The sequence below is a fragment of the Paraburkholderia sp. MM5384-R2 genome (assembly GCF_014201025.1).
Classification (GTDB): domain Bacteria; phylum Pseudomonadota; class Gammaproteobacteria; order Burkholderiales; family Burkholderiaceae; genus Paraburkholderia; species Paraburkholderia tuberum.
This window is the reverse complement of the sequence record NZ_JACHDI010000001.1, coordinates 656,287-675,724: the sequence shown is the minus strand read 5'-3', so window position 1 is coordinate 675,724 and position 19,438 is coordinate 656,287. Positions and strand designations below refer to the sequence as shown.

Here is a 19,438-nt window from a genome sequence, read left to right as displayed (position 1 = left end):
GACCGGGAGCGCCCGGCTCGCGCAGCAGGCAATACGTCCCGCAGATGTTTCGTGAGCGTCGGGACATGCGTGCGTGCGTCCTGATCCTGGTTCTGTTCTCCTTATTCGCCGGTCCCGCGATGGCGCGCGCCCGTCATATCAAACGCGTCGTGGCGAAACCCGCGGTGCTCGCGCGCGCTGCGATGGTCGTCGATCTGACGACCGGGCGCGCGCTGTATATGAAGCATGCGGATCAGCGCCTCCCGATTGCGTCGTTGACCAAACTTCTGACCGCAATGGTGGTGATCGACTCGAAACGCTCGCTGGTCAAACCGTCACGCATCACGGACGCCGATGTCGACCGCTTGAAGTGGTCGCGCTCGCGCCTGCCGGTCGGCTCGCTGCTGCTGCGTCGAACGATGCTGCATATCGCGCTGATGTCGTCGGAGAATCGCGCGGCATTTGCGCTGAGCCGTGATTATTCGGGCGGACGTGCCGGCTTTGTCAAAGCGATGAATCGCAAGGCGCGGCGTCTGCATATGACTCACAGCCATTTCGTCGATCCGACCGGACTGTCGCCGCAGAACGTATCGAGCGCGCGCGATCTGGTGAAACTCGCAAGCGCCGCGTACCGGTATCCGAAGATACAATCGTATTCGACGTCCCATAGGCAAGTCGTTCTTGGCGGCGACGGTCCGCTGATGTATCACAACACCGATCCGCTCGTGCATCGCGCGTCATGGCACGTTGCGCTGCAAAAAACAGGCTTTACGAACGAGGCCGGTCATTGCCTGATCGTGATGACGCCGGTGAGTGGACACATGATGGTGATCGTGCTGCTCGGCGCTCCGAATCCGCACGCGCACTTTCAGGACGCGGTCGAGCTGCGGCGCTGGATCCGAACCATGCGCCACCGCTGAGCGCGCAACGCGCTGGGGCGTTACGTCCGTCGCCGAGGTTACGTTTCGCAACGCCCACCGTTGACTGATTTGCGCGGTTTTGCGCGACGGCCTCACAGTTCGGGTCGGCGATCGAACTGTTATTCCAGCGGTGTGTCAATGAAACAAGTTTCGCGAGCTAGCGACGGCAGGTAGATTTTGCCGCACGCCCGGATTGCGATGTTGTTGACGGATCGAACGCTGGTCGCTGACTATGGCCTCGAAACAACCCCGCCCGAATCCAGCGTGGCGTTTGCTGATAGACCATCTCCCACGGCGGGAAGTCATTTGGGCAACAGACGCCATCGAACACGCGCGCGCGATCCAGCGAAGCGCGTTGAACATCTCGCGTAGTTCGTATCGCCGCTGCGGCGCGTCTTTGTTCATCAAGGTCAAATTCGGCGCAGCGAAGTGCAACGGCAGCCAGCGTGCGCTTTTATTGGCGTCGCTCTCTAGGCCTAAGTGAAAAGGAAACGACGTGCTTCTTCCAGACACCACAGGAAGCCGTGACGGGAATCCACACATACTTTTGTCGAAGCTTGGCGACTGCAGGCATATCTACCGTTGCATCGAGTGTTGCCGATTGCCCTGATTCTTGCGCGCCTCTCCCGGGCAATACTTTTGCGTGTAACGCATTGCCCGCCGAGACGATAATTGAATCGTAGCGCTGCCCGGTTCGAACCCATTGGTCGAACGCCGCGATGCAATTTACGACCGCTTCGCGAACATGGATGCGTCTGAGAAAGGCGTAGTCGGCTAGTGGTGAGGGTTTCGGTTGCGCATGAGCCAGGTGATAGGTCCAGCAACATACGACCAGAAAAAAAAGACTAGTGATAACCTTCATTCGGTAGCAAGCCCGCAGGGGGCACTTATCCATAGGGCAACAAACCGTGAGTATACACGCAGCCTTAAACCGGCTTTCTGCACGCTTTGCCCGAAGCGGGGATGCCCATGACAATTGCGCAGCAGTGCTGCGAGTCGGGATTGCCGGAGCGGAGCGATACTCGCATCACCGCCGAACGAGAAGGAACTGGATGCTTGCCGCGGCATTGGGATGCGCCATGCTCATATCGTGTTCACGAACGCATGATGTGTTTGAAGGTGCACCCATTTACTCGGGCGCGACTGAGCTGGACGTGTCATCCGTGGTCGAATGCATCACCGAACGCTGGAAGCGTAGCACGCGCAAATTGCACCGTTCGCGCTCCGGAGACGGTGTGCGATTGCAAGGTAAGACTTTCTTTCGTGGCGTACCCGTTGGCGTGACGGTAGCTCGCGCAATGGGGCGCACTCGCGTGCAGTTCTTTCAGGAGCGCTCGACAGATCACATCTATATGTCGTTTGTGAAAGGCTGTGTGCGGTAGAGATCGAGCGCAGAGGGGCTCGTGCTAGTATTTCGGAGATCCTAGGCTCCGATGCTTCCTCGTACTGCCCATGTTGGCGGTCGTTCCCGTCCAGGCGGCGAAGGTCATCTCCTCTGAAATCACTCAATGCGTTTCCGCTCCAAGTCCATCAATTTTTCGCCAATTTCGACCAGACCACATGTGCTGCCGCGTTGGCGTTCGCACGCGCTGGGAGCGGCTTTCTCATTGGGGTTTGTCGTCCTCGCTGCGCGAGCGGCGTGGGTGCAGGGGATCAACGATAGGTTTTATCAGAAGCAGGGGGAACTTCGACAGGTGCGCGAGTTCAGCATTCATGCGATGCGTGGACGCATTCTCGACCGCGACGGGAGAGCGCTGGCGGTCAGCCTTCCGACGCGCACGTTATGGCTGGATGCGGACGGTGCGGACACGGTCTCGTCCGACCAGGCATCTGCACTGGGTAAGTTGCTCGACATTGACGCGGACCGGATCGGCGCAATGGCGGCGTCCCACAAATCATTTGTCTACCTCAAGCGGCAGGTGCCCCTAGATGTTGCGCAGCGGGCGATGCTTCTCGATGTGCCGGGCGTTTATGCCCAACCAGATTACCGTCGCTACTATCCGGAAGGCAGCATTGTGGCGCATGTCACCGGTTTCGCTGGCGTCGACGGTAATGGTCTGGAGGGCATTGAAAAAGTCGATAATCGCCTCCTGACCGGTCGCAATGGAAGTCGCCGCGTTCTGCGAAACGCCAGAGGGCAGGTCATCGAAACACTTGCGTTGCAACCACCCGTTGCTGGCGAGGACGTGCAGCTCACCATTGATCAGCCGATCCAGTATGCGACGTTCAAGGCGCTGGGCGACGCCGTTGAGCGCACCGATGCGCACTCAGGCTCGGCGATCGTTCTGGATGCACATACTGGCGAGATTCTCGCAATGGCAAACTGGCCGAGTTTCGATCCGAATACCCGCCGCGGCAGAGCGGGCGAGGCTGTCCGCAACCACGCTGTCACCGATGTGTTCGAGCCGGGCTCGGTCATGAAGCCCCTGACGATCGCACTGGCGTTGCAACGCAATGAGGTATCGCCTCGCTCCGTGGTACCGACCAACGGTGGAAGGCTGCGACTCGACGGGGCCGTGATTCACGACGACAAGAACTTCGGCACTTTGACGGTTAGCGGCGTCGTGCAGAAGTCAAGCAACGTGGGCACGACAAAAATCGCGCTGCTGATGAAGCCACACGACATGTGGAACAACTTCCATGCTGTCGGGCTGGGTCGGGCGCCGCGCGCGGGGTTGCCGGGCGCGGCAACCGGCACGCTGCGTCCTTACCAGAACTGGCGGCGGATCGAGCAGGCAACGATGTCGTACGGCTACGGTCTGTCCGCATCGTTGCTGCAACTGGCGCAGATGTACACGGTATTCGGCAATGAAGGTCTGTTTGTACCCGCTACGATTCATCCGCGACATGGTATGCCGGTGCATGGTCGACGCGTTTATTCGCCACGCGTCGCGGCGGAAGTGCTCACCATGCTTGAGTCCGTGGTGTCCGAGGGCGGTACAGCACCACAGGCAGCCGTACCGGGCTATACGGCCGCAGGCAAGACCGGAACCGCATACCGTTGGACCGCGCGCGGCTACGACCGCAGTCAGTATCGGGCGTCGTTCGTTGGGATTGTCCCGGCACAACATCCGAGGGTGATCATCGCGGTGTCGATCGACCGGCCCCACGTGGGCTCGCATTTCGGCGGCGCAGTCGCAGGACCTGCCTTCTCGGATATCGCGGCGAAGACCATGAATCTTCTGGGCGTGACGCCTGATGATCCTGGCGCACAATTTGTGCAGGACAAGCCAGGGCCGGTCACATAGACGATATGCTCGAGATCGCGTCTCACGCGCTGTCGTTAGCGGTCGACGCCTGGCAATCCTTTTGTCGTAACTGGCCACCGCATACCGACCGTTTTCATTCTTCCTTGACGCCTGCTGCCCGACGGATAATCCAGCCAACCGTGAGCCCCTGACCCAGGATCGACGAAACGACCACACAGTACGTCAACGCGAGGACGATGTCGCGCCCCGGTCCAGGCTGAATCGATAGTGCCAGCGCAACGGAAATGCCACCACGCAGCCCGCCCCATGTAAGCACGCTCCACGCTCCTCTCGGTAGCCGGGACGCCCGCCCAAGCAGCATGACAGGCAGTCCCACCGACACCAGTCGCGCGAGCAGTGCGACAAGTGCCGCACCGGCGCCAGCGAGTAGTATCCTGCCGGGGAACTCGACGAGCAGAACCTCCATGCCGATCAATACAAAAAGAACGGCATTCAGAATCTCGTCGATCAACTCCCAGAACATGTCCACGTATCGCCGGGTCGTCTCGGACATCGCGTCGGCGCGGCCGCGGTTGCCGATCATCACGCCCGCAACCACCATGGCGAGTGGCCCGGAGACATGCAGATGATTAGCGAGCGCGTAGCCGCCGATCACCGATGCGAGCGTCATCAGGACTTCGACCTGGTAATGGTCGACGCTTTTGAGCAGCCGATATGTCAGATAGCCTACGACCCCGCCGAATAGCAGGCCGCCGCCGGCTTCCAGGATAAATGCAGCCAACCCCGTCTGGACGGATGGAGTGACGCCCGTGCTGGCCATCGTGAGCAGCAGAGAGAAAAGCACGACCCCGACGCCGTCGTTGAAGAGCGACTCTCCAGTAATGACCACCTTCAGGCCTTCGGGCGCGCCTGCGGACTTCAGGATGCCCATCACCGCGACGGGGTCCGTCGGCGAAATCAGGGCGCCGAACAGCAGGCAGAAGGGCAGCGCGAGTTCGACTCCGCAAAGGGGGAGCAGTTTCCACATCGCGAATCCGATCAGCAGAGTGGAGGTCGCCGTACTGAGCACAGCCAGACTGATGATCTGGTTCCGGAAAGCCTTCAGCTTGCGTAAATCCACATGCATCGCGCCGGCGAACAGCAAAAGCGACAGCATGCCTTGCAGAAGCACCTCACTGAAATTGATCGAGTTGACGAGATGCTCTTCTGCAACGCGCAGACCGTGCGCGACGCCAAGCGCGTCCAGTCCAACGATCGCCAGCGAGAGTCCGAGCGCCGTTACCATGACGCCGATCGTCGTCGGAAGCCTCAGAAAGCGGTGATTCACATACGCCAGTAGCGCGGTGACGACCAGACAGATGGCAATGATGTCGAGCATGCGGCGTGGTGGGGGATGAAGGTTCTGGGCTGGGTTGAGCGGACCAGGGGCGCTGGATCATGTGATCGGATTCGGAAGGGAAATCTATGTTGAATTTTCTGCATCCGGACTTCAGCCGTGCCTTGGGAAACGGGAGTTTGCGCGGTTGCCAAACAGGTCATCCGGCAGACGCGTGGGGCAGCCAGACGCCTGAAATCCTGTCCCAGGCATTAACCCGAACACGCTCATGAACGGCCCGGGCGGTATTCGGAAGCGTTTATTGTGCCACTCGAGTAGCCAATTCCGCTTGCGGTGCGAACGATGACCTCTTTGCACCGTCCTCCGCCTGTTGCTTGCTCACGACGTGGAGCGTGCGCGTCGGGAAAGCGAATTCAATACCCCGTCTACCAAATTGCGTCATCAACTCGAGATTGATGCCCTGCTGTATGTCCATGTACAGGTTGTAGGCGGGATCGGTGACGTAATACACGACTTCGAAATCGAGCGAGCTGTCGCCGAACCCCTTGAAATGCGCACGATCAAAGCGGGTCTTTCCGGCGGATTCGACTGCCTTCTGTACCATGGCAGGAACGGCGCGCAATTGCTCGGGACTCGCATCGTATGTCACCCTGAAATTGAACAGAATGCGCCGCTCGGCCATTCGCTTGTAGTTGTGAATCGTGTTTTTCAGCAGTTCGGTATTGCTGCAAACGATCTGTTCTCCACTCAGACTCCGGATGCGCGTGGTCTTGAGTCCGATGTGCTCGATGCTCCCGGCAATCTCACCGAAGACGATGAAGTCGCCAATCTCGAATGGCTTGTCGAGTCCGATGGCCAGCGATGCGAAAAGATCACTCAGAATGCTTTGTACCGCGAGTGCGACGGCAACACCACCCACACCCAGGCTCGCGACAAACGCGGTGATGTTCACGCCCATGTTGGCGAGCACCGCCAGCATAAGAACGGACCACAGCAGCGCGCGCAACGTCCACGACAGCATGGTCGTGATGACCGGATTGTGGGCGAGCGTCTCTGTCGCTTTCAGCCGTCTCTCGGTCCATAGCGTCACGCCACGGTTTATCCACAGGGCCAGCTGAAAACCGATGATGAGAAACCACAGATGGCCAAGACGGGCGTCCCAGCTGTCCGGCAATGTCAGAAACTTCGTGCCGACCAGCGCTGCTGCCGCGAGTAGCGTAAGCCGGTGCGTGCCTTCAATGACCTGAACCAGCATATCGTCGAGACGGGTCGACGTTCGTTGGGACAGCATCGAAAGTCGCGTGATGGCGAACTTCAGCAGATAGATCAACGCCAGGTAGCTGACGATGGTCGCGATCGCCGCATAGACCCACTCGCTGGCAGGGATACCTAGAAACGCGTTCAGGTCGAGCCACTTTTTCATCGATTTTCCTCCCCAATTGATTCCGCGTGACGGAACTTATAGACGTGAGCGGTGTAAGCGCTCGTACCAGTCTGTCAGGCCTCCAGGAAGATAGTTCCCCAATCAGCTCGAGTCGGTGGCGTGGATGCACATTCCCCGTTGACTCGATCTGGCGCGGCCCGGGCGCTCGTCCGGCTCACCTCTTCAGAAATCCAGTGTCGTGCATTTCCTGAGAAACTCGATGCATTCAGGCTGGTTTGGCCGGCACGACGAAGCCGTTGTATTCGTCAAGCTGCTCTCGCCGCTCAGCCATGTCGGTCTCCATCGTCAAGTATGCGGAACCGCCGAGCGCGGCTCAGTCCCAGTTTTCGTCGCACCATTTGATAGCCCACGCTTTCGCGCAAGATATGGCATCGGCCTCGTCGGCGAACGAATCGATATCACCTGAATCATGCGTTTCGACGCGGTCTTCCGCGTCGCCCGGTCCGCGACTGATTCTGGCTCTCGCAACGTAACGACCATCGTTAGCGCGGTGCGCCCGGCAATCGATGTGAAATGTTCCATATTCGTACTGCATCGCGGCACCTCAACATTCGTTTGTTACATCAGTTGTCACGCAATCAGTCTGCATGTGCTCTTCAGAGGGGCTGCAACGCGATGTCGCGTGGGTACTCGAGCCGATTGCGTCGTCGGCGTAGGGCGGCACGATGCGCCAATCGCCGTCGGTTAGCTCGCGCGATCGGCTGAATGTCCCAGCACCGGTTCACTGTCGTCACTGCGCTCAGCAGCCGAGAGATCCCTCAGAAAACTCGAACTCCACCAGTGCACATCGAACTGGCGAATCCGCCCCATCAATGCTGCGTGACGACTGATCCGTTCTTCGATTGACATCGTCAGCGCACGCTGAATGACGTGCGCTGTCCCGTGCGTATCGTACGGATTCACAAGAAGAGCTTCTTTCAATTGTTCCGCTGCGCCGGCAAATCGGGAGAGAACCAGCACGCCGGGATCGCCTGGGTCCTGCGCGGCGATAAACTCCTTGGCGACCAGGTTCATCCCATCGCGCAGTGGCGTGACAAGCGCGACGCGGCTTGCGCGATATAGTCCCGGTAGCCGCCTACGGGCGACGTTGCGATGAATATAACGAACCGGCATCCAGTCAAGTTCGCCGAAGTCACCGTTTATCGCGCCGCAGAGGCTGTCCATCTCGCGGCGCAGATCGTCATAGGCACCCACGTCTTCCCGGCTCGGGGACGCGATCTGGATGAGTGTTGCACTGTTGCGGTTCTCGGGGTAGTTCGCGAGAAGCTCACGAAACGCGTGCACGCGCTGCGGCAGACCCTTTGAGTAATCCAGCCTGTCGACGCCGAGAAGCAGGCGGCGTCGGGAGTACTCCTGTCGCATACGATCGAACATTTCGACACCCTCCCGGTCCTGCGCGAGAGCGGCGAACTCATCGACGTCGATTCCTATCGGATACGCCCCGACCCGCAACGTGCGATTGAAGGCCCGAAGCTGTGCGCCGGGTAGCGCGTCAGCGCCGGCTTCGGACTCTACGTAGTGCGTAAAATGCGTTACATCCGCTTCGCTCTGGAAGCCGGCCAGATCGTAGGCGAATAGTGAACGCATGAGCCATTCGTGCTCTGGAATGGCCGCCATGATGAGAGGCGGTGGCATCGGGACATGCAGAAAGAATCCGATCCGGTTGCCGCACCCCATCGCTCTGAGTTCGGCAGCAAGGGGGATCAGGTGATAGTCATGGACCCAGATGATGTCGTCGGGCCTGAGCAACGGTAGCAGCTTTCGCGCGAACAGCTGGTTGACCCGCCGGTACCCTGCCGCGAATCGTACGTCAAAATTCGCAAGGTCCAGCCGGTAGTGGAATACTGGCCATAAAACATCGTTCGCGTATCCCAGATAGTAGCTATCGTAATCCTGCTGGTTCAGGTCAAGCGTCGCCAGTTGTATGTTCCCGACTGTTTGCAGTTTGACGTTGGTCTCGCTGTTAGATTCGGGTGCCGCGTCGCGAATCTTGCCGCTCCAGCCAAACCACATCCCACCTGTCTGCTGCAGACTCTCTTTTACCGCAACAGCGAGACCTCCCGCTGCGGCCTTCCGGAGGTCAGCAGTGCGATTCGAAACAACAACAAGACGGCTCACTCAATCCCCCGGTTGGATACCACAGCGCAAGGCAAGGGCGTGAGCGTGTTATCAGCCGGTCCGATTTGCCCAGCGCTACCGCTTGTCGCGAGGACAAAACCGCCTTTACCAAGCGTCCGTTCTTTACTACAGTGTGTAAGCAATCGTAACACAGTAGTGTTAGCGCCATTCAAAGCCGCGAAGTTCACGCTTGGCAAACGGCGAATTCTAGTAAAAAAAGGTCGTGTGAGGGGTACTCAGCAGTTTCGTGACAGGTGCCGAATGGTCTTGACAGACGCACTGTCAAGACGAAGTCTGGGGCTCTGAACTTGCGCAGTCCGACGAATGGGCTGGAAAAAGGCTCAAGGCCAGGGCCGGTGAGTGGGTGGGACAGGAATTGAGCAAGAAAAACACTTTCCATTCCTATCGAGGCGCCACGGCGAAGTACATCCTGCAGGCGTTGCTGCAGCCTGTAGCTGGCTGCGGGATGTTGGTGGCAATCGTCATGATTGCGCTATCCGCTTTCGTGCTGTATCAGAGCCGTCAAGATGCCGCAGAATATACTCGAATCAACCTTCGCAATATCGCCCTGATTGCAGAGCGGGACATCGAGAGAAATTTTGCACTGTATCAATTGTCGTTGCAAACACTCATCGAGCGGCTGCGGCAACCTCGCATCATGACTTTGCCGCTGGCGGTACGGCGGCAGGTTCTTTTCGATCGCATGGCAACCGCGGGATCGCTTGGAACCGTCCTGGTCGTCGATCGCTCGGGTCGCGTATTGCTCGACTCGGATGATGCGACGCCTGACCAGGTAAGTGTGGCGAGTCAAAAATATTTCATCGTTCAACGAGACGATCCGCACGCGGGCTTTTATATCAGTGATCCCTATTCTTCCCCATTGCGTTTCGGCACGCCCAGCATAGCCCTGAGCAAGCGGATATCCGAGTCAGACGGATCGTTCGGTGGAATCGTCGTCCTGGTCATCAGTCTCGACTACTTTCGCGCCTTGTTTGGCGTTCTGTCGCTGGGGCCGCACGGGTCTGTTTCGCTGATCGGGAAGGATGGCGTCACGATCATGCGTCAACCTCTCGGTAATGGGATCCTTGGGAAGGACATCAGCCAGTCCCATACATTTCGGCGATTCATCTCGGCACCCGAGGGAAGTTTTAGTGAAATCGCATCGATTGATGGTGTGCGCCGCCTTTATTGGTTCAAGAATTTTCCGGGGTTACCTCTGATCATAATGGTCGCCGCGGCCGAGCGCGATATGTACGCGCTCTGGCGCACACGTGCAATCACAATCGGATCGCTCATGTGCATCTTTGGGGCTGTGTTTATTGCGCTTTCGTTTTCACTTGCGGCTCAGCTTCGTCGCCGGATACAGGCAGAGGATGAACTGCGTCTGATTGCACGTACGGATGTGCTGACTGGCTTGAACAACCGACGCACTCTTGACGAAATCCTGGCGAAGGAATGGAGCACGGTGAAGCGAAATGGCTCGGAGTTCTCCTTGCTGTTCGTAGATCTTGACCGGTTCAAGGCCTATAACGACACGTACGGTCATCAGGCGGGCGACGATGCTTTGGCAAGCGTCGCCAGATGCATCGCGCACAGCATCAGGCGACCCAGAGATACCGCAGCCCGATACGGTGGCGAGGAATTTGTCGTCGTATTGCCAGATACGAACGCATCCGGTGCCCAAGCCGTCGCAGAGAAAATCAGCGCAGCAGTCAATGCTCTGAATATCGCCCACGTTGGCAGCGAACACGGGTGCGTTACAGTGAGCATTGGGGCGACTAGCTGTAGGCCAGACGAAGATGACGATGTAGCGTCCGTCGTTCGGGCTGCCGACGCCGCACTGTATGAAGCAAAGGCGCATGGTAGGAACCGGGTGGCAACGGTTGAAAAGCTGCATGGTTGATGTAGCGGCAAGCATGAGCTAGTGCGCACGGGCGCGTGGGATCTCGACATACGGCACCTGTCCGACTTGAGTTTGTTACTGGCGCCTACAATGGCGGCGCCCGCCCGAGCCGCCGGCAGATTAAATTTCTGTTGACGGATGTTTTGAGGCTAACCGATAGTCACTGCCGAAATGACCCGTTAATTCCAGGCTCATGCGTGAAAGACACAACCCAATCTCCTTCATCGCGCGCTGACCATGTTTATTTCAGCGTGCGCGACGATATCTTCGACATGCGCCTGCTGCCCGGCGATCGTATGACCGAAGGCAGTATCGCGGATCGCTTCGGCGTTTCCCGCACACCGGCGCGTGAGGCGCTGCAGCGCCTCCAAAGCGACGGGTTGATGCGCGGCTATGTGCGCGGCGGCTGGGAAGTCGTGCCGATCGATTTCAAGCGCTTCGAAGATCTATACGAAATGCGCAAGCTGATCGAGACGTTTTCGGTCAGCCGGTTCTTTGGGGTCGACGGCGCCTTATCCGCGACCGCCTTGCAGATGCTCGAGCGGCTCGAGCGCATCTGGAACGTTCCTCACGCACAGCGCGTTCGCGATGGCCGCGAGATGGTGGCACTCGACGAAGCCTTTCACGAGGCGTTGGTCGTCGCCGCCGGCAACGCCGAGTTGAGCGCGGCCATGCAGCGCGTGACCGACCGCATCCGCGTGGTGCGGCGGCTCGATCTCGTCTATGGTGACTGCATCGATGACACTTACGACGAACACATTGCAATTCTCGCGGCCATCCGCAATCTTGCGGCGGACAGTGCCGTCGAGTTGCTGGGACGGCACATAGAAGGGAGCCGGGCGGAGGTGCGCACGCTGACGACCGAGCGCCTGCAACGCGCCCGCACCGCATTGGAGCCCCACAGCGCTCCCTATGCACCACCAAGGTTGCGCGGCACCATCTAGCAACATACGTTGGAGCGGCTCGAGCTTTTAAGCTCCTTCTGCAGTCGGCCTCTGCGGGAATTCTGGCTGATGGCACGGTTTTCGCGTAGACATGGGTATGTATACAAGCAAACATCTATTGCTCCCATGGCATCCAAATTCCTGAATCCGGGCCGCGGAAGCCGCGGCATGGCGGTTGCGCCTCACGCGCTCGCCGCGCAGAGCGCTCTCGCGATCCTGCGTGAAGGCGGCAACGCCGTCGAAGCGATGATTTCCGCCGCCGCGACCATCGCGGTCGTCTATCCGCACATGAACAGCATAGGCGGGGACGGCTTCTGGCTGATCTCCCGTCCCGGCGCCGAGCCGGTCGGCATCGAAGCATGTGGCGCGGCGGCGCTGGCCGCAACAATCGACGAATACCGCGCGCGCGGACTGTCGGCGATTCCCGTGCGCGGCCCGCTCGCAGCCAATACCGTGGCCGGCACGGTATCGGGCTGGCAGCGGGCGCAGCGCTGGTCGGCTGAAACGCTCGGGGGCAGGCTGCCGGTCAAACGCCTGCTGGAAGACGCGATCCACTACGCGAAGCACGGCGTGCCGGTCACGTGCAGCCAGGCGCAGTGTGTGGAGAGCCGCCTTGCCGAATTGCGCCCGCTCGCGAGTTTCACCGAAACCTTTCTACACGGCGGTTCCGCGCCCGTTACCGGCGAGCGCTTCGTCGCACCACGTCTTGCCGCTACGCTCGAACGTCTGGCCGACGCGGGCTTCGACGACTTCTATCGGGGCGACCTCGCACGCAGCATTGCCAGCGATCTGCAGTCGGCGGGCTCCCTGCTGAGCCTTGCGGATCTCGAACGGCACGAGGCGCGCCTGCGAACGCCGCTCGCGCTCAAGCACTCGCTGGGCACGATCTATAACATGCCCCCGCCGACCCAGGGGCTGGTGTCGCTGCTGATTCTGGGCATCCTCGATCGGGTGCTGACGAAGGACATGGACCCGCTTGGTCCCGAGTTCGTGCATGCGTGCGTCGAAGCGACCAAGCTGGCGTTCGCCGTGCGCGACGCCGAGATTACCGACCCGGATTACATGCGCGTCGATCCGCGTGAGTTGCTGCAGCCGGCCGCGCTCGACGCGATGGCCGCGCAAGTCTCGATCACCCAGGCCGCGCCGTGGGGCGCCGGTCGCGGGCCGGGCGATACGGTGTGGCTTGGCGTGACAGACAGCAACGGCGTCGCGGTGAGCTTCATCCAGAGCATCTATCACGAGTTCGGCAGCGGCATCGTGCTGGCGGAGTCGGGCATCAACTGGCAGAACCGCGGCTGCAGTTTTTCGCTCGACGAGCGCGCACGCAATCCGCTGATGCCGTTGCGCCGGCCTTTTCATACGCTGAACCCGGCGCTCGCACGTTTTGCCGACGGCCGTACGATGGTCTACGGCAACATGGGCGGCGACGGCCAGCCGCAATCGCAGAGCGCGGTTTTCTCACGCATCGCGAAATTCGGCTGGAATCCGCAAGCCGCGATCGATGCGCCGCGTTGGCTGCTGGGCCGGACCTGGGGCCAGTCGACCGACTCGCTCAAGCTCGAAGCGCGCTTCGCGCCCGGCACAGTGGCCCGGCTCGAAGCGCTCGGCCACCAGGTCGAGACGATGCAGGCCTACGACGAGGCAATGGGACACGCCGGCGCAATCGTTCGGTATCCAGACGGATTGATTGAAGCGGGCTACGATCCGCGCAGTGACGGGGCAGCCGCGGGCTGGTAGACGCACACGCGCGCTTTTTTTCAATCGGATTGCAGGTCCGGCCTTTGAGGCCCGGAGGACGCTGCACGTCTGCCGGCGCCGGCAGGCATTTGCTCGGTAAATGGAGTTACGATGACCACACCCACACGCTCGCAATCCATAGCGTCGGCGGACCTCCGCAGCACTTCGACCACCGTGACAGACAACCGTTGGCTTCAGTTGGGGCTGGGTCTCGTCTGCATGATGGCGATCTCGAGTCCGCAATATGTATGGACGCTGATGACCAAACCGCTCGCCGCGAAACTCGGCGTAGCGCTACCTGAACTGCAAGTCACGTTTTCGCTGCTGATCATATTGCAGACGTTTTTCTCGGCGTTTCAGGGCAAGCTGATCGACCGCTTCGGACCGCGCATGCCGATCTCGATCGGCACCGCGATGGCGGGCCTGAGCTGGATTCTGGCCTCGCAGGTGCATAGCGCGGCGATGCTCTATCTGAGCTACGGTGTGATCGGCGGGCTGGGAACGGGCATTGTGTATGTCGGCGTGGTGGGGCTGATGGTGCGCTGGTTCCCGACCAGGCGCGGCTTCGCGGCGGGCGCGGTGGCTGCCGGCTATGGCATGGGCGCGATCGTCACGACGTTCCCGATCGCCACGTCGCTGCAGACACGCGGCATCGAAGCCACGCTGTGGATGTTCGGCATTGCGTTCGCCGTGGTCGGTCTGCTGGCTTCGCAGGGTTTGCGCGTGCCGCCTTCGCACGACGATGCCGCCGGTTCCGCGGGTTCCGCGGATTCCATTTCCGCGCCGACGGTCGCGAGTTTTCGCCCGTCGCAGACATTGAAGACGCCGCTCTTCTGGCTGATGTTCGCGATGATGACCATGATGTCCACGTCGGGTCTGATGGTCACCTCGCAGATGGCCACCTTCGCCGCCGACTTCGGCGTGACCAAGGTGCTCGTGTTCGGCATGGCTGCGCTACCGCTGGCGTTGACAATCGACCGCTTCACGAACGGACTCACGCGGCCGCTGTTCGGCTGGGTGTCGGACAAGGTGGGGCGCGAGAACACGATGTTCTTCGCGTTCGCGCTCGAAGGCGTAGCAATGGCGCTGTGGCTGCTCACGCGCGATAACGCCGTGCTATTCGTACTGCTGTCGGGCGTGGTGTTCTTCGGCTGGGGCGAAATCTTCTCGTTGTTCCCGGCGACGCTGACGGACACCTTCGGCACGCGTCACGCCACCGAGAACTACGGCTGGCTCTACATCTCGCAAGGGATCGGCTCGATCTTCGGCGGCCCGCTCGCCGCATTGCTGCATCAGCACGCGGGCAGTTGGGAGCCGGTGTTCTCCACCGCGATCACGCTCGACATCGCCACCGCACTGCTGGCCATTGCCGTGCTTAAGCCGATGCGCCGCCGCTTTCTCGCCGCACAGCGGGGCGTTTGACTCCGCCCGCCGTCTGCCGCAATGCACACCGAACCGTCGTCGAGGAACAAACATGCCCGTTCAGCTTGCCTTACGCAATATCCGCAAATCGTTTTCGAACAAACTCGGCTCGGTCGACGTCCTCGGCGGTCTGACCTTCGATATTCACGAACGTGATTTCGTCAGCATCATCGGGCCTTCGGGCTGCGGGAAAACGACCGTGTTCAACGTGATCGCCGGCCTGCTCGAGGCGGATAGCGGCGATATCGTCTATCGCGGGCAAAGCGTCGACGGCTTACGCGGCAAGGTCGGCTACATGATGCAGCGCGACCTGCTGCTGCCGTGGCGTACCGTGCTGCAAAACGTGCTGATCGGACCGGAACTGTCGAATATGCCGGCCGCTCAGGCGCACGACATGGCGATGGAATACCTCAACACGTATGGCCTCGCGGGCTTCGAACATGCCTATCCCCGCATGCTGTCGGGCGGCATGCGTCAGCGCGTCGCGCTCATCCGCACGCTGATCAACGATCCCGACATCATCTTGCTGGACGAGCCGTTCTCGGCGCTCGACTACCAGACGCGCCTGTACCTGGAAGGCGTGTTGATGGAAGCTGTCGAAACGTTCCATAAGACAGTGGTGCTCGTCACCCACGACATCGACGAAGCGGTCGCGTTGTCCAGGCGCGTGGTTGTGCTCGGCGGCCGGCCTTCGCAGGTGAAGAAGATCTATGACATCGACATCGCCGCGCGCTCGCCGATCGGTGCGCGCAGCGACCCCAACTTCGCGGGTTACTTTCATGCATTGTGCGGCGAGCTCGATATTCAGACGGAGGTAAAGGCAGCATGACGCAGTCCATTTCTATCGATAAATCGGCACCGGCACGGCGTGCACCGAAGGCTCGCGTGCGGTACGCACTTGACAGCGGCTGGGGCCGCTCGCTGCTGCAACTGGCGGCCGTGATTGCGTTCTTCGCCATCTGGGAAGGGGCGGCGCGCCTGGGCTGGGTATCGAATTTCCTCGTCGGCTCGCCGTCGAAAATTCTCGCGGCGCTCGTGCGCGACATGCAATCGCATCAGCTTTTTATCGACACCGGCTATACGCTTTTCGAAGCCATTCTCGGTTTCGTGTTCGGCACGGCGGTCGGATCGGTGTGCGGGCTCGCGCTGTGGTATTCGCCGTTCGTTGCGCGGCTGATCGAGCCATTCATCGTCGCGATCAACAGTGTGCCGAAGATCGCTTTCGCACCGATCGTGATCTTGTGGTTCGGCACCGGGTTGATCTCGAAGGTCGCGCTGGCCATTTCGCTGACCGCGATCGTCGCGCTGATCGCCGCGTATGAAGCGGCCAAAGACGCCGATCCCGATTTGCAGGCGCTGCTTGTCACGCTCGGCGCGAACAAGAACGATGTCTTCATGAAAGTGGTGGTGCCGTTCACCCTACCCTATGTGATCTCCACCTTTCGCATCAACGTCGGCTTCGGTCTGGTTGGCGCGGTGGTGGGCGAATTCATCTCGTCAGAGAAGGGCCTCGGGCACATGATCTTCACAGCATCGAGCCTGTATGACCTCAACACCGTGTGGGCGGGCCTGTTCGTACTGATGGCGATCGGCTTCGTTCTGTACTTTTTGATCGACCTGCTCGAGCGCAAGCTGCTGCCGTGGCGGCAGGCGTCGAATACCACCACGCTCAAGGTTTAACCCATTTCCGGCAATCCAACCACTTCATCTCAGGACAGACGATGGCACTCACCGCAAGAAAGGCGCTGACCGCGCTGAGCATCGCTTTAACAGTGAGCGTTGCAGCTGTTTCGACGCCGGCGCTTGCCGCAGGCAAGAAAGTGACTATTTCGCAGGCGTTCCAGTCGATGCTGTATTTGCCGCTCTATGTAGCGATCGACGGTGGCTTCTTCGAGAAGCAGGGACTCGACGTTAGCAAGCAGACGGCGGGTAGCCCGAGCGCGGCGCTCTCCGCCGTGCTGTCGGGCAGCGCCGATTTCTCGCTGCACGGGCCGGAGTGGACGGCCGTGGCCGCCGAGAAGGGCGCGGATGTCGACGTGATCGCCAACGTCGTGAACGGTGCGGCGGTGTGGATCGCGGTTGCGCCGGACGTGAAGTTCAGCGGCATCAAGGATGTGAAGGATCAGGTTGTCGTGTCGGGACAGATGCCGACTACGAGCACGTCGCTGCTCTTCAAGCTGTTGAAGGAGAACGGCATGTCCCAGAGTGACATCAAGCTGGTTCAGGTGCCGCTCGGCTCGGAGATCGGACCGCTGGTCGCCGGTCAGTCGAAGATCGCGGTGATGTATGAGCCGGGTCTCGATCAGGCCGTCGCGAAGGGTATGAAAGTCGTGCTCGGCTTTCCGAAGCTCTATGGCGAATACGCGTTCTCGTCGATCTCCGCCAAACGCAGCGTTGATCCTGATGCGGCCGCGAGGTTCGTGAAGGGGCTGCAAAACGCGCTGGTTTTCATGCAGGGCCATCCTGCGGAAACCGCGGCGATCGCTCGCAAGGAATTCCCGACGCTCGATCCCGTGGTGGTCGATGCAGCCGTCAAGCGCATGCTGGACGAAGGCGTGTATCCGAAGAACGTCGGCATCACGCCGAAAGCGCTGACCGTCGCGATGGACACGCAGATCGCGCTCGGCAACCTGAAGCAGCAACCCAGCTACGATAGGTTCATCGTTCAGAGTTACATTCAGCCGGCGCTTGCCGCGAAATGACACCGTTTGCCGACGCTTCCATGACTACGTTCCCTGTTTGTTCCACCGTCGCCCCGATTCCCACGATCGCCCGGATTCGCGCCGAGGTCGCCTCGGGCAATGCAGACGTCGCGCAGTACGTCGTGCGCGCCTACGATGCCGCGTGCGAATCGCAGGCGTCATTGCATGCGTTCTGCTATTTGCCGGGGATCGCGCCGGTCAATGCCGCCGATGCGACGGCGCCGTTGGCGGGCGTGCCTGTCGCGGTGAAGGACGTTCTGGATACCGCCGACATGCCGACCGAATTCAACTCACCCGCCTACAAGGGCCGACGCCCTGAGCACGATGCGTGGGTGGTGGCGCGTCTGCGTGCGGCGGGCGCGTCGATTATCGGCAAGACCGTGACCACCGAATTCGCCTGGCGTCAGCCGGGCGCGACCGTCAACCCGTGGAATGGCGGGTTCACACCGGGTGGTTCGTCGAGTGGCTCCGCGGCGGCGGTGGCGGCGGGCATCGTGCCGCTCGCACTCGGCACGCAGACCCAGGGCTCGGTGATCCGGCCCGCGGCGTACTGCGGCATCGTCGGGTTCAAGCCGACTTATGGCGCGATCGCGCGCACGGGCGTGTTGCCGCTGGCGTGGTCGCTCGATCACGTCGGCATGTTCGCGACGCGCGTCGCCGATGTGGCTTACACACTGGCGCTCGTCACTGGGGCCGATGCAGCCGATCCGCACGTCTCGCACGTTCCGCACACTGCCGCGACGACGCGCGGCACTGGGACGCGGCGCATCGGCGTGCTGTCGAAACAGGTCGGCGGCGAAGTCGAGCCGGCGCAGCAGGCCGCGCTGGACAGGCTCGCGGCCCAGCTCGCGCGAGACGGTGCCGAGATAGTCTCAGTCGATCTGCCTGTCGAGATCTTCGAAACGCCCGCGCATGCGTTGAAACTGATGTCCGTGGAAGCGGCCATCACGCACGGCGAACTGGTCGATCGCACGCCCGAGCTCGTGAGCCAGGCAATGCGCGGTCTCGTCGACGAGGGACGCAAGCTGCCCGTCACCGCCTACGCCAGGATCAAGGCGGCGCAGATGCCGATGGCGCATCGCTTTCACGACTGGCTGACGCGCACGATGGCGCTCGATGCGCTGCTGGTCGCGCCGGCCACGGGCGAGCCGCCGCGCGGACTCGACTATACGGGCGACGCATCGTTCTGCGCACCGTGGACGTTCCTCGGTGTACCGGCCGTGACCGTTCCGGTGGGATTCGGGCCGGCGGGCTTGCCGCTTGGCGCACAACTGGTGGGCGCCGCTCACGGCGACCTGGATTTGCTGATGTTGGCGGAGTGGGTGGAAGCGCGCACTGGCTGGCAAGCGACGGTGGCTCAGCAGCACGGCTGAGCGCAGAGGCAAGGCTGGGGGCAATCGAAAACCGCATAACGCCGAGGGGCCGGTGAGCTGGCCTTTCCCATCGGCCGGTGTTGATGTTCGTAAATTCCGCTAGCCGTGTTCATGGCAGCTATCCGGCGGCGAAGGCCAAGATCCCTGAACTGGCGAACGTCAGGCATGTGTTGCCAGCGCTATCGATCTCAATCACTTCTTCACTGACTGCCACGACGGTCACCGGGTGACTGCCGCTTACTCCGGACGGGACCCCGTGGTGGGCAGCAACCTTGGCTTCAGCGGCCTGGATGTCCGCCGGATATTCGCTCGTGTTCGCATGGGCCGGGTTATAGCCCGCCGCTTCTGTCA

15 protein-coding genes and 1 pseudogene are annotated in these 19,438 nt (G+C 60.9%); 10 read left to right on the top strand and 6 right to left on the bottom strand.

Features of this window, described 5'->3' with window-relative positions:
• Window positions 1-65: 65 nt before the first annotated feature.
• Window positions 66-899, top strand: a complete 834-nt coding sequence (locus tag HDG37_RS03180; protein ID WP_184044194.1) for a serine hydrolase — start codon at window positions 66-68, stop codon at window positions 897-899.
• Window positions 900-1,109: 210 nt separating this feature from the next.
• Here the strand turns inward: HDG37_RS03180 and HDG37_RS38985 are convergent.
• Together HDG37_RS38985 and HDG37_RS40235 are read right to left on the bottom strand one after the other, a co-directional pair.
• Window positions 1,110-1,304 (bottom strand): annotated as a pseudogene (locus tag HDG37_RS38985) (transposase); the annotation flags it as partial.
• Between the two features lie 49 nt (window positions 1,305-1,353).
• Window positions 1,354-1,761 carry a BspC domain-containing protein gene (locus HDG37_RS40235; protein WP_409259884.1) on the bottom strand — a complete coding sequence of 136 codons (408 nt, stop codon included), beginning with the start codon at window positions 1,759-1,761 and terminating at the stop codon, window positions 1,354-1,356.
• A 646-nt stretch (window positions 1,762-2,407) separates the two neighbouring features.
• Between HDG37_RS40235 and HDG37_RS03175 the strand changes: the two genes are divergently transcribed.
• Window positions 2,408-4,147, top strand: a complete 1,740-nt coding sequence (locus HDG37_RS03175; RefSeq protein ID WP_260332720.1) for a penicillin-binding protein 2 — start codon at window positions 2,408-2,410, stop codon at window positions 4,145-4,147.
• Window positions 4,148-4,241: 94 nt separating this feature from the next.
• On the opposite strand, the gene HDG37_RS03170 is transcribed toward HDG37_RS03175, so the two are convergent.
• From HDG37_RS03170 to otsA, 4 genes are all read right to left on the bottom strand, one after another.
• A complete protein-coding gene (locus HDG37_RS03170; protein WP_184044192.1) occupies window positions 4,242-5,486 on the bottom strand; it encodes a sodium:proton antiporter in 1,245 nt (414 codons plus the stop codon).
• Window positions 5,487-5,742: 256 nt separating this feature from the next.
• A complete protein-coding gene (locus HDG37_RS03165) occupies window positions 5,743-6,867 on the bottom strand; it encodes a mechanosensitive ion channel family protein (RefSeq protein WP_184044190.1) in 1,125 nt (374 codons plus the stop codon).
• Between the two features lie 334 nt (window positions 6,868-7,201).
• Window positions 7,202-7,423 carry a hypothetical protein gene (locus HDG37_RS03160; RefSeq protein ID WP_184044188.1) on the bottom strand — a complete coding sequence of 74 codons (222 nt, stop codon included), beginning with the start codon at window positions 7,421-7,423 and terminating at the stop codon, window positions 7,202-7,204.
• Between the two features lie 149 nt (window positions 7,424-7,572).
• The gene (otsA, locus tag HDG37_RS03155) at window positions 7,573-9,006 is read right to left on the bottom strand and encodes an alpha,alpha-trehalose-phosphate synthase (UDP-forming) (RefSeq protein ID WP_184044186.1); all 1,434 of its coding nucleotides are present in this window, start codon (window positions 9,004-9,006) and stop codon (window positions 7,573-7,575) included.
• Window positions 9,007-9,472: 466 nt separating this feature from the next.
• On the opposite strand from otsA, the gene HDG37_RS03150 reads away from it, so the two are divergent.
• The 8 genes from HDG37_RS03150 (at window position 9,473) to HDG37_RS03115 (ending at window position 19,087) form a co-directional block, all read left to right on the top strand.
• Window positions 9,473-10,909, top strand: coding sequence for a sensor domain-containing diguanylate cyclase (locus tag HDG37_RS03150; RefSeq protein ID WP_260332738.1), 1,437 nt, complete (start codon window positions 9,473-9,475; stop codon window positions 10,907-10,909).
• A gap of 197 nt (window positions 10,910-11,106) precedes the next feature.
• On the top strand, window positions 11,107-11,853 hold the full coding sequence (locus tag HDG37_RS03145; RefSeq protein ID WP_184044496.1) for a GntR family transcriptional regulator: 747 nt from the start codon (window positions 11,107-11,109) through the stop codon (window positions 11,851-11,853).
• A 168-nt stretch (window positions 11,854-12,021) separates the two neighbouring features.
• Window positions 12,022-13,590: a gamma-glutamyltransferase family protein gene (locus HDG37_RS03140; RefSeq protein ID WP_311540904.1), complete on the top strand. Its 1,569-nt coding sequence runs from the start codon at window positions 12,022-12,024 to the stop codon at window positions 13,588-13,590.
• A gap of 111 nt (window positions 13,591-13,701) precedes the next feature.
• Window positions 13,702-15,012, top strand: a complete 1,311-nt coding sequence (gene oxlT / locus HDG37_RS03135; RefSeq protein WP_184044182.1) for an oxalate/formate MFS antiporter — start codon at window positions 13,702-13,704, stop codon at window positions 15,010-15,012.
• Window positions 15,013-15,064: 52 nt separating this feature from the next.
• Complete coding sequence (locus HDG37_RS03130) at window positions 15,065-15,841, top strand: ABC transporter ATP-binding protein (RefSeq protein WP_184044181.1); 777 nt, start codon at window positions 15,065-15,067, stop codon at window positions 15,839-15,841.
• A complete protein-coding gene (locus HDG37_RS03125; RefSeq protein ID WP_184039818.1) occupies window positions 15,838-16,692 on the top strand; it encodes an ABC transporter permease in 855 nt (284 codons plus the stop codon). Before HDG37_RS03130 ends, HDG37_RS03125 begins: the two co-directional genes overlap by 4 nt.
• Window positions 16,693-16,733: 41 nt before the next feature.
• Window positions 16,734-17,714 (top strand): ABC transporter substrate-binding protein, encoded by a 981-nt coding sequence (locus HDG37_RS03120; protein ID WP_184044179.1) that lies wholly within the window; start codon window positions 16,734-16,736, stop codon window positions 17,712-17,714.
• A gap of 20 nt (window positions 17,715-17,734) precedes the next feature.
• On the top strand, window positions 17,735-19,087 hold the full coding sequence (locus tag HDG37_RS03115; RefSeq protein ID WP_260332719.1) for an amidase: 1,353 nt from the start codon (window positions 17,735-17,737) through the stop codon (window positions 19,085-19,087).
• Window positions 19,088-19,438 lie beyond the last annotated feature (351 nt).

Coding starts and splice junctions, on each gene's coding strand:
- HDG37_RS40235 (WP_409259884.1), bottom strand. CDS start 1,761: ATGAAGGTTATCACTAGTCTTTTTTTTCTGGTCGTATGTTGCTGGACC.
- HDG37_RS03150 (WP_260332738.1), top strand. CDS start 9,473: ATGTTGGTGGCAATCGTCATGATTGCGCTATCCGCTTTCGTGCTGTAT.
- HDG37_RS03115 (WP_260332719.1), top strand. CDS start 17,735: ATGACTACGTTCCCTGTTTGTTCCACCGTCGCCCCGATTCCCACGATC.
- HDG37_RS03180 (WP_184044194.1), top strand. CDS start 66: ATGCGTGCGTGCGTCCTGATCCTGGTTCTGTTCTCCTTATTCGCCGGT.
- HDG37_RS03165 (WP_184044190.1), bottom strand. CDS start 6,867: ATGAAAAAGTGGCTCGACCTGAACGCGTTTCTAGGTATCCCTGCCAGC.
- HDG37_RS03130 (WP_184044181.1), top strand. CDS start 15,065: ATGCCCGTTCAGCTTGCCTTACGCAATATCCGCAAATCGTTTTCGAAC.
- HDG37_RS03175 (WP_260332720.1), top strand. CDS start 2,408: ATGCGTTTCCGCTCCAAGTCCATCAATTTTTCGCCAATTTCGACCAGA.
- HDG37_RS03170 (WP_184044192.1), bottom strand. CDS start 5,486: ATGCTCGACATCATTGCCATCTGTCTGGTCGTCACCGCGCTACTGGCG.
- HDG37_RS03125 (WP_184039818.1), top strand. CDS start 15,838: ATGACGCAGTCCATTTCTATCGATAAATCGGCACCGGCACGGCGTGCA.
- HDG37_RS03140 (WP_311540904.1), top strand. CDS start 12,022: ATGGCGGTTGCGCCTCACGCGCTCGCCGCGCAGAGCGCTCTCGCGATC.
- HDG37_RS03160 (WP_184044188.1), bottom strand. CDS start 7,423: ATGCAGTACGAATATGGAACATTTCACATCGATTGCCGGGCGCACCGC.
- HDG37_RS03120 (WP_184044179.1), top strand. CDS start 16,734: ATGGCACTCACCGCAAGAAAGGCGCTGACCGCGCTGAGCATCGCTTTA.
- oxlT (WP_184044182.1), top strand. CDS start 13,702: ATGACCACACCCACACGCTCGCAATCCATAGCGTCGGCGGACCTCCGC.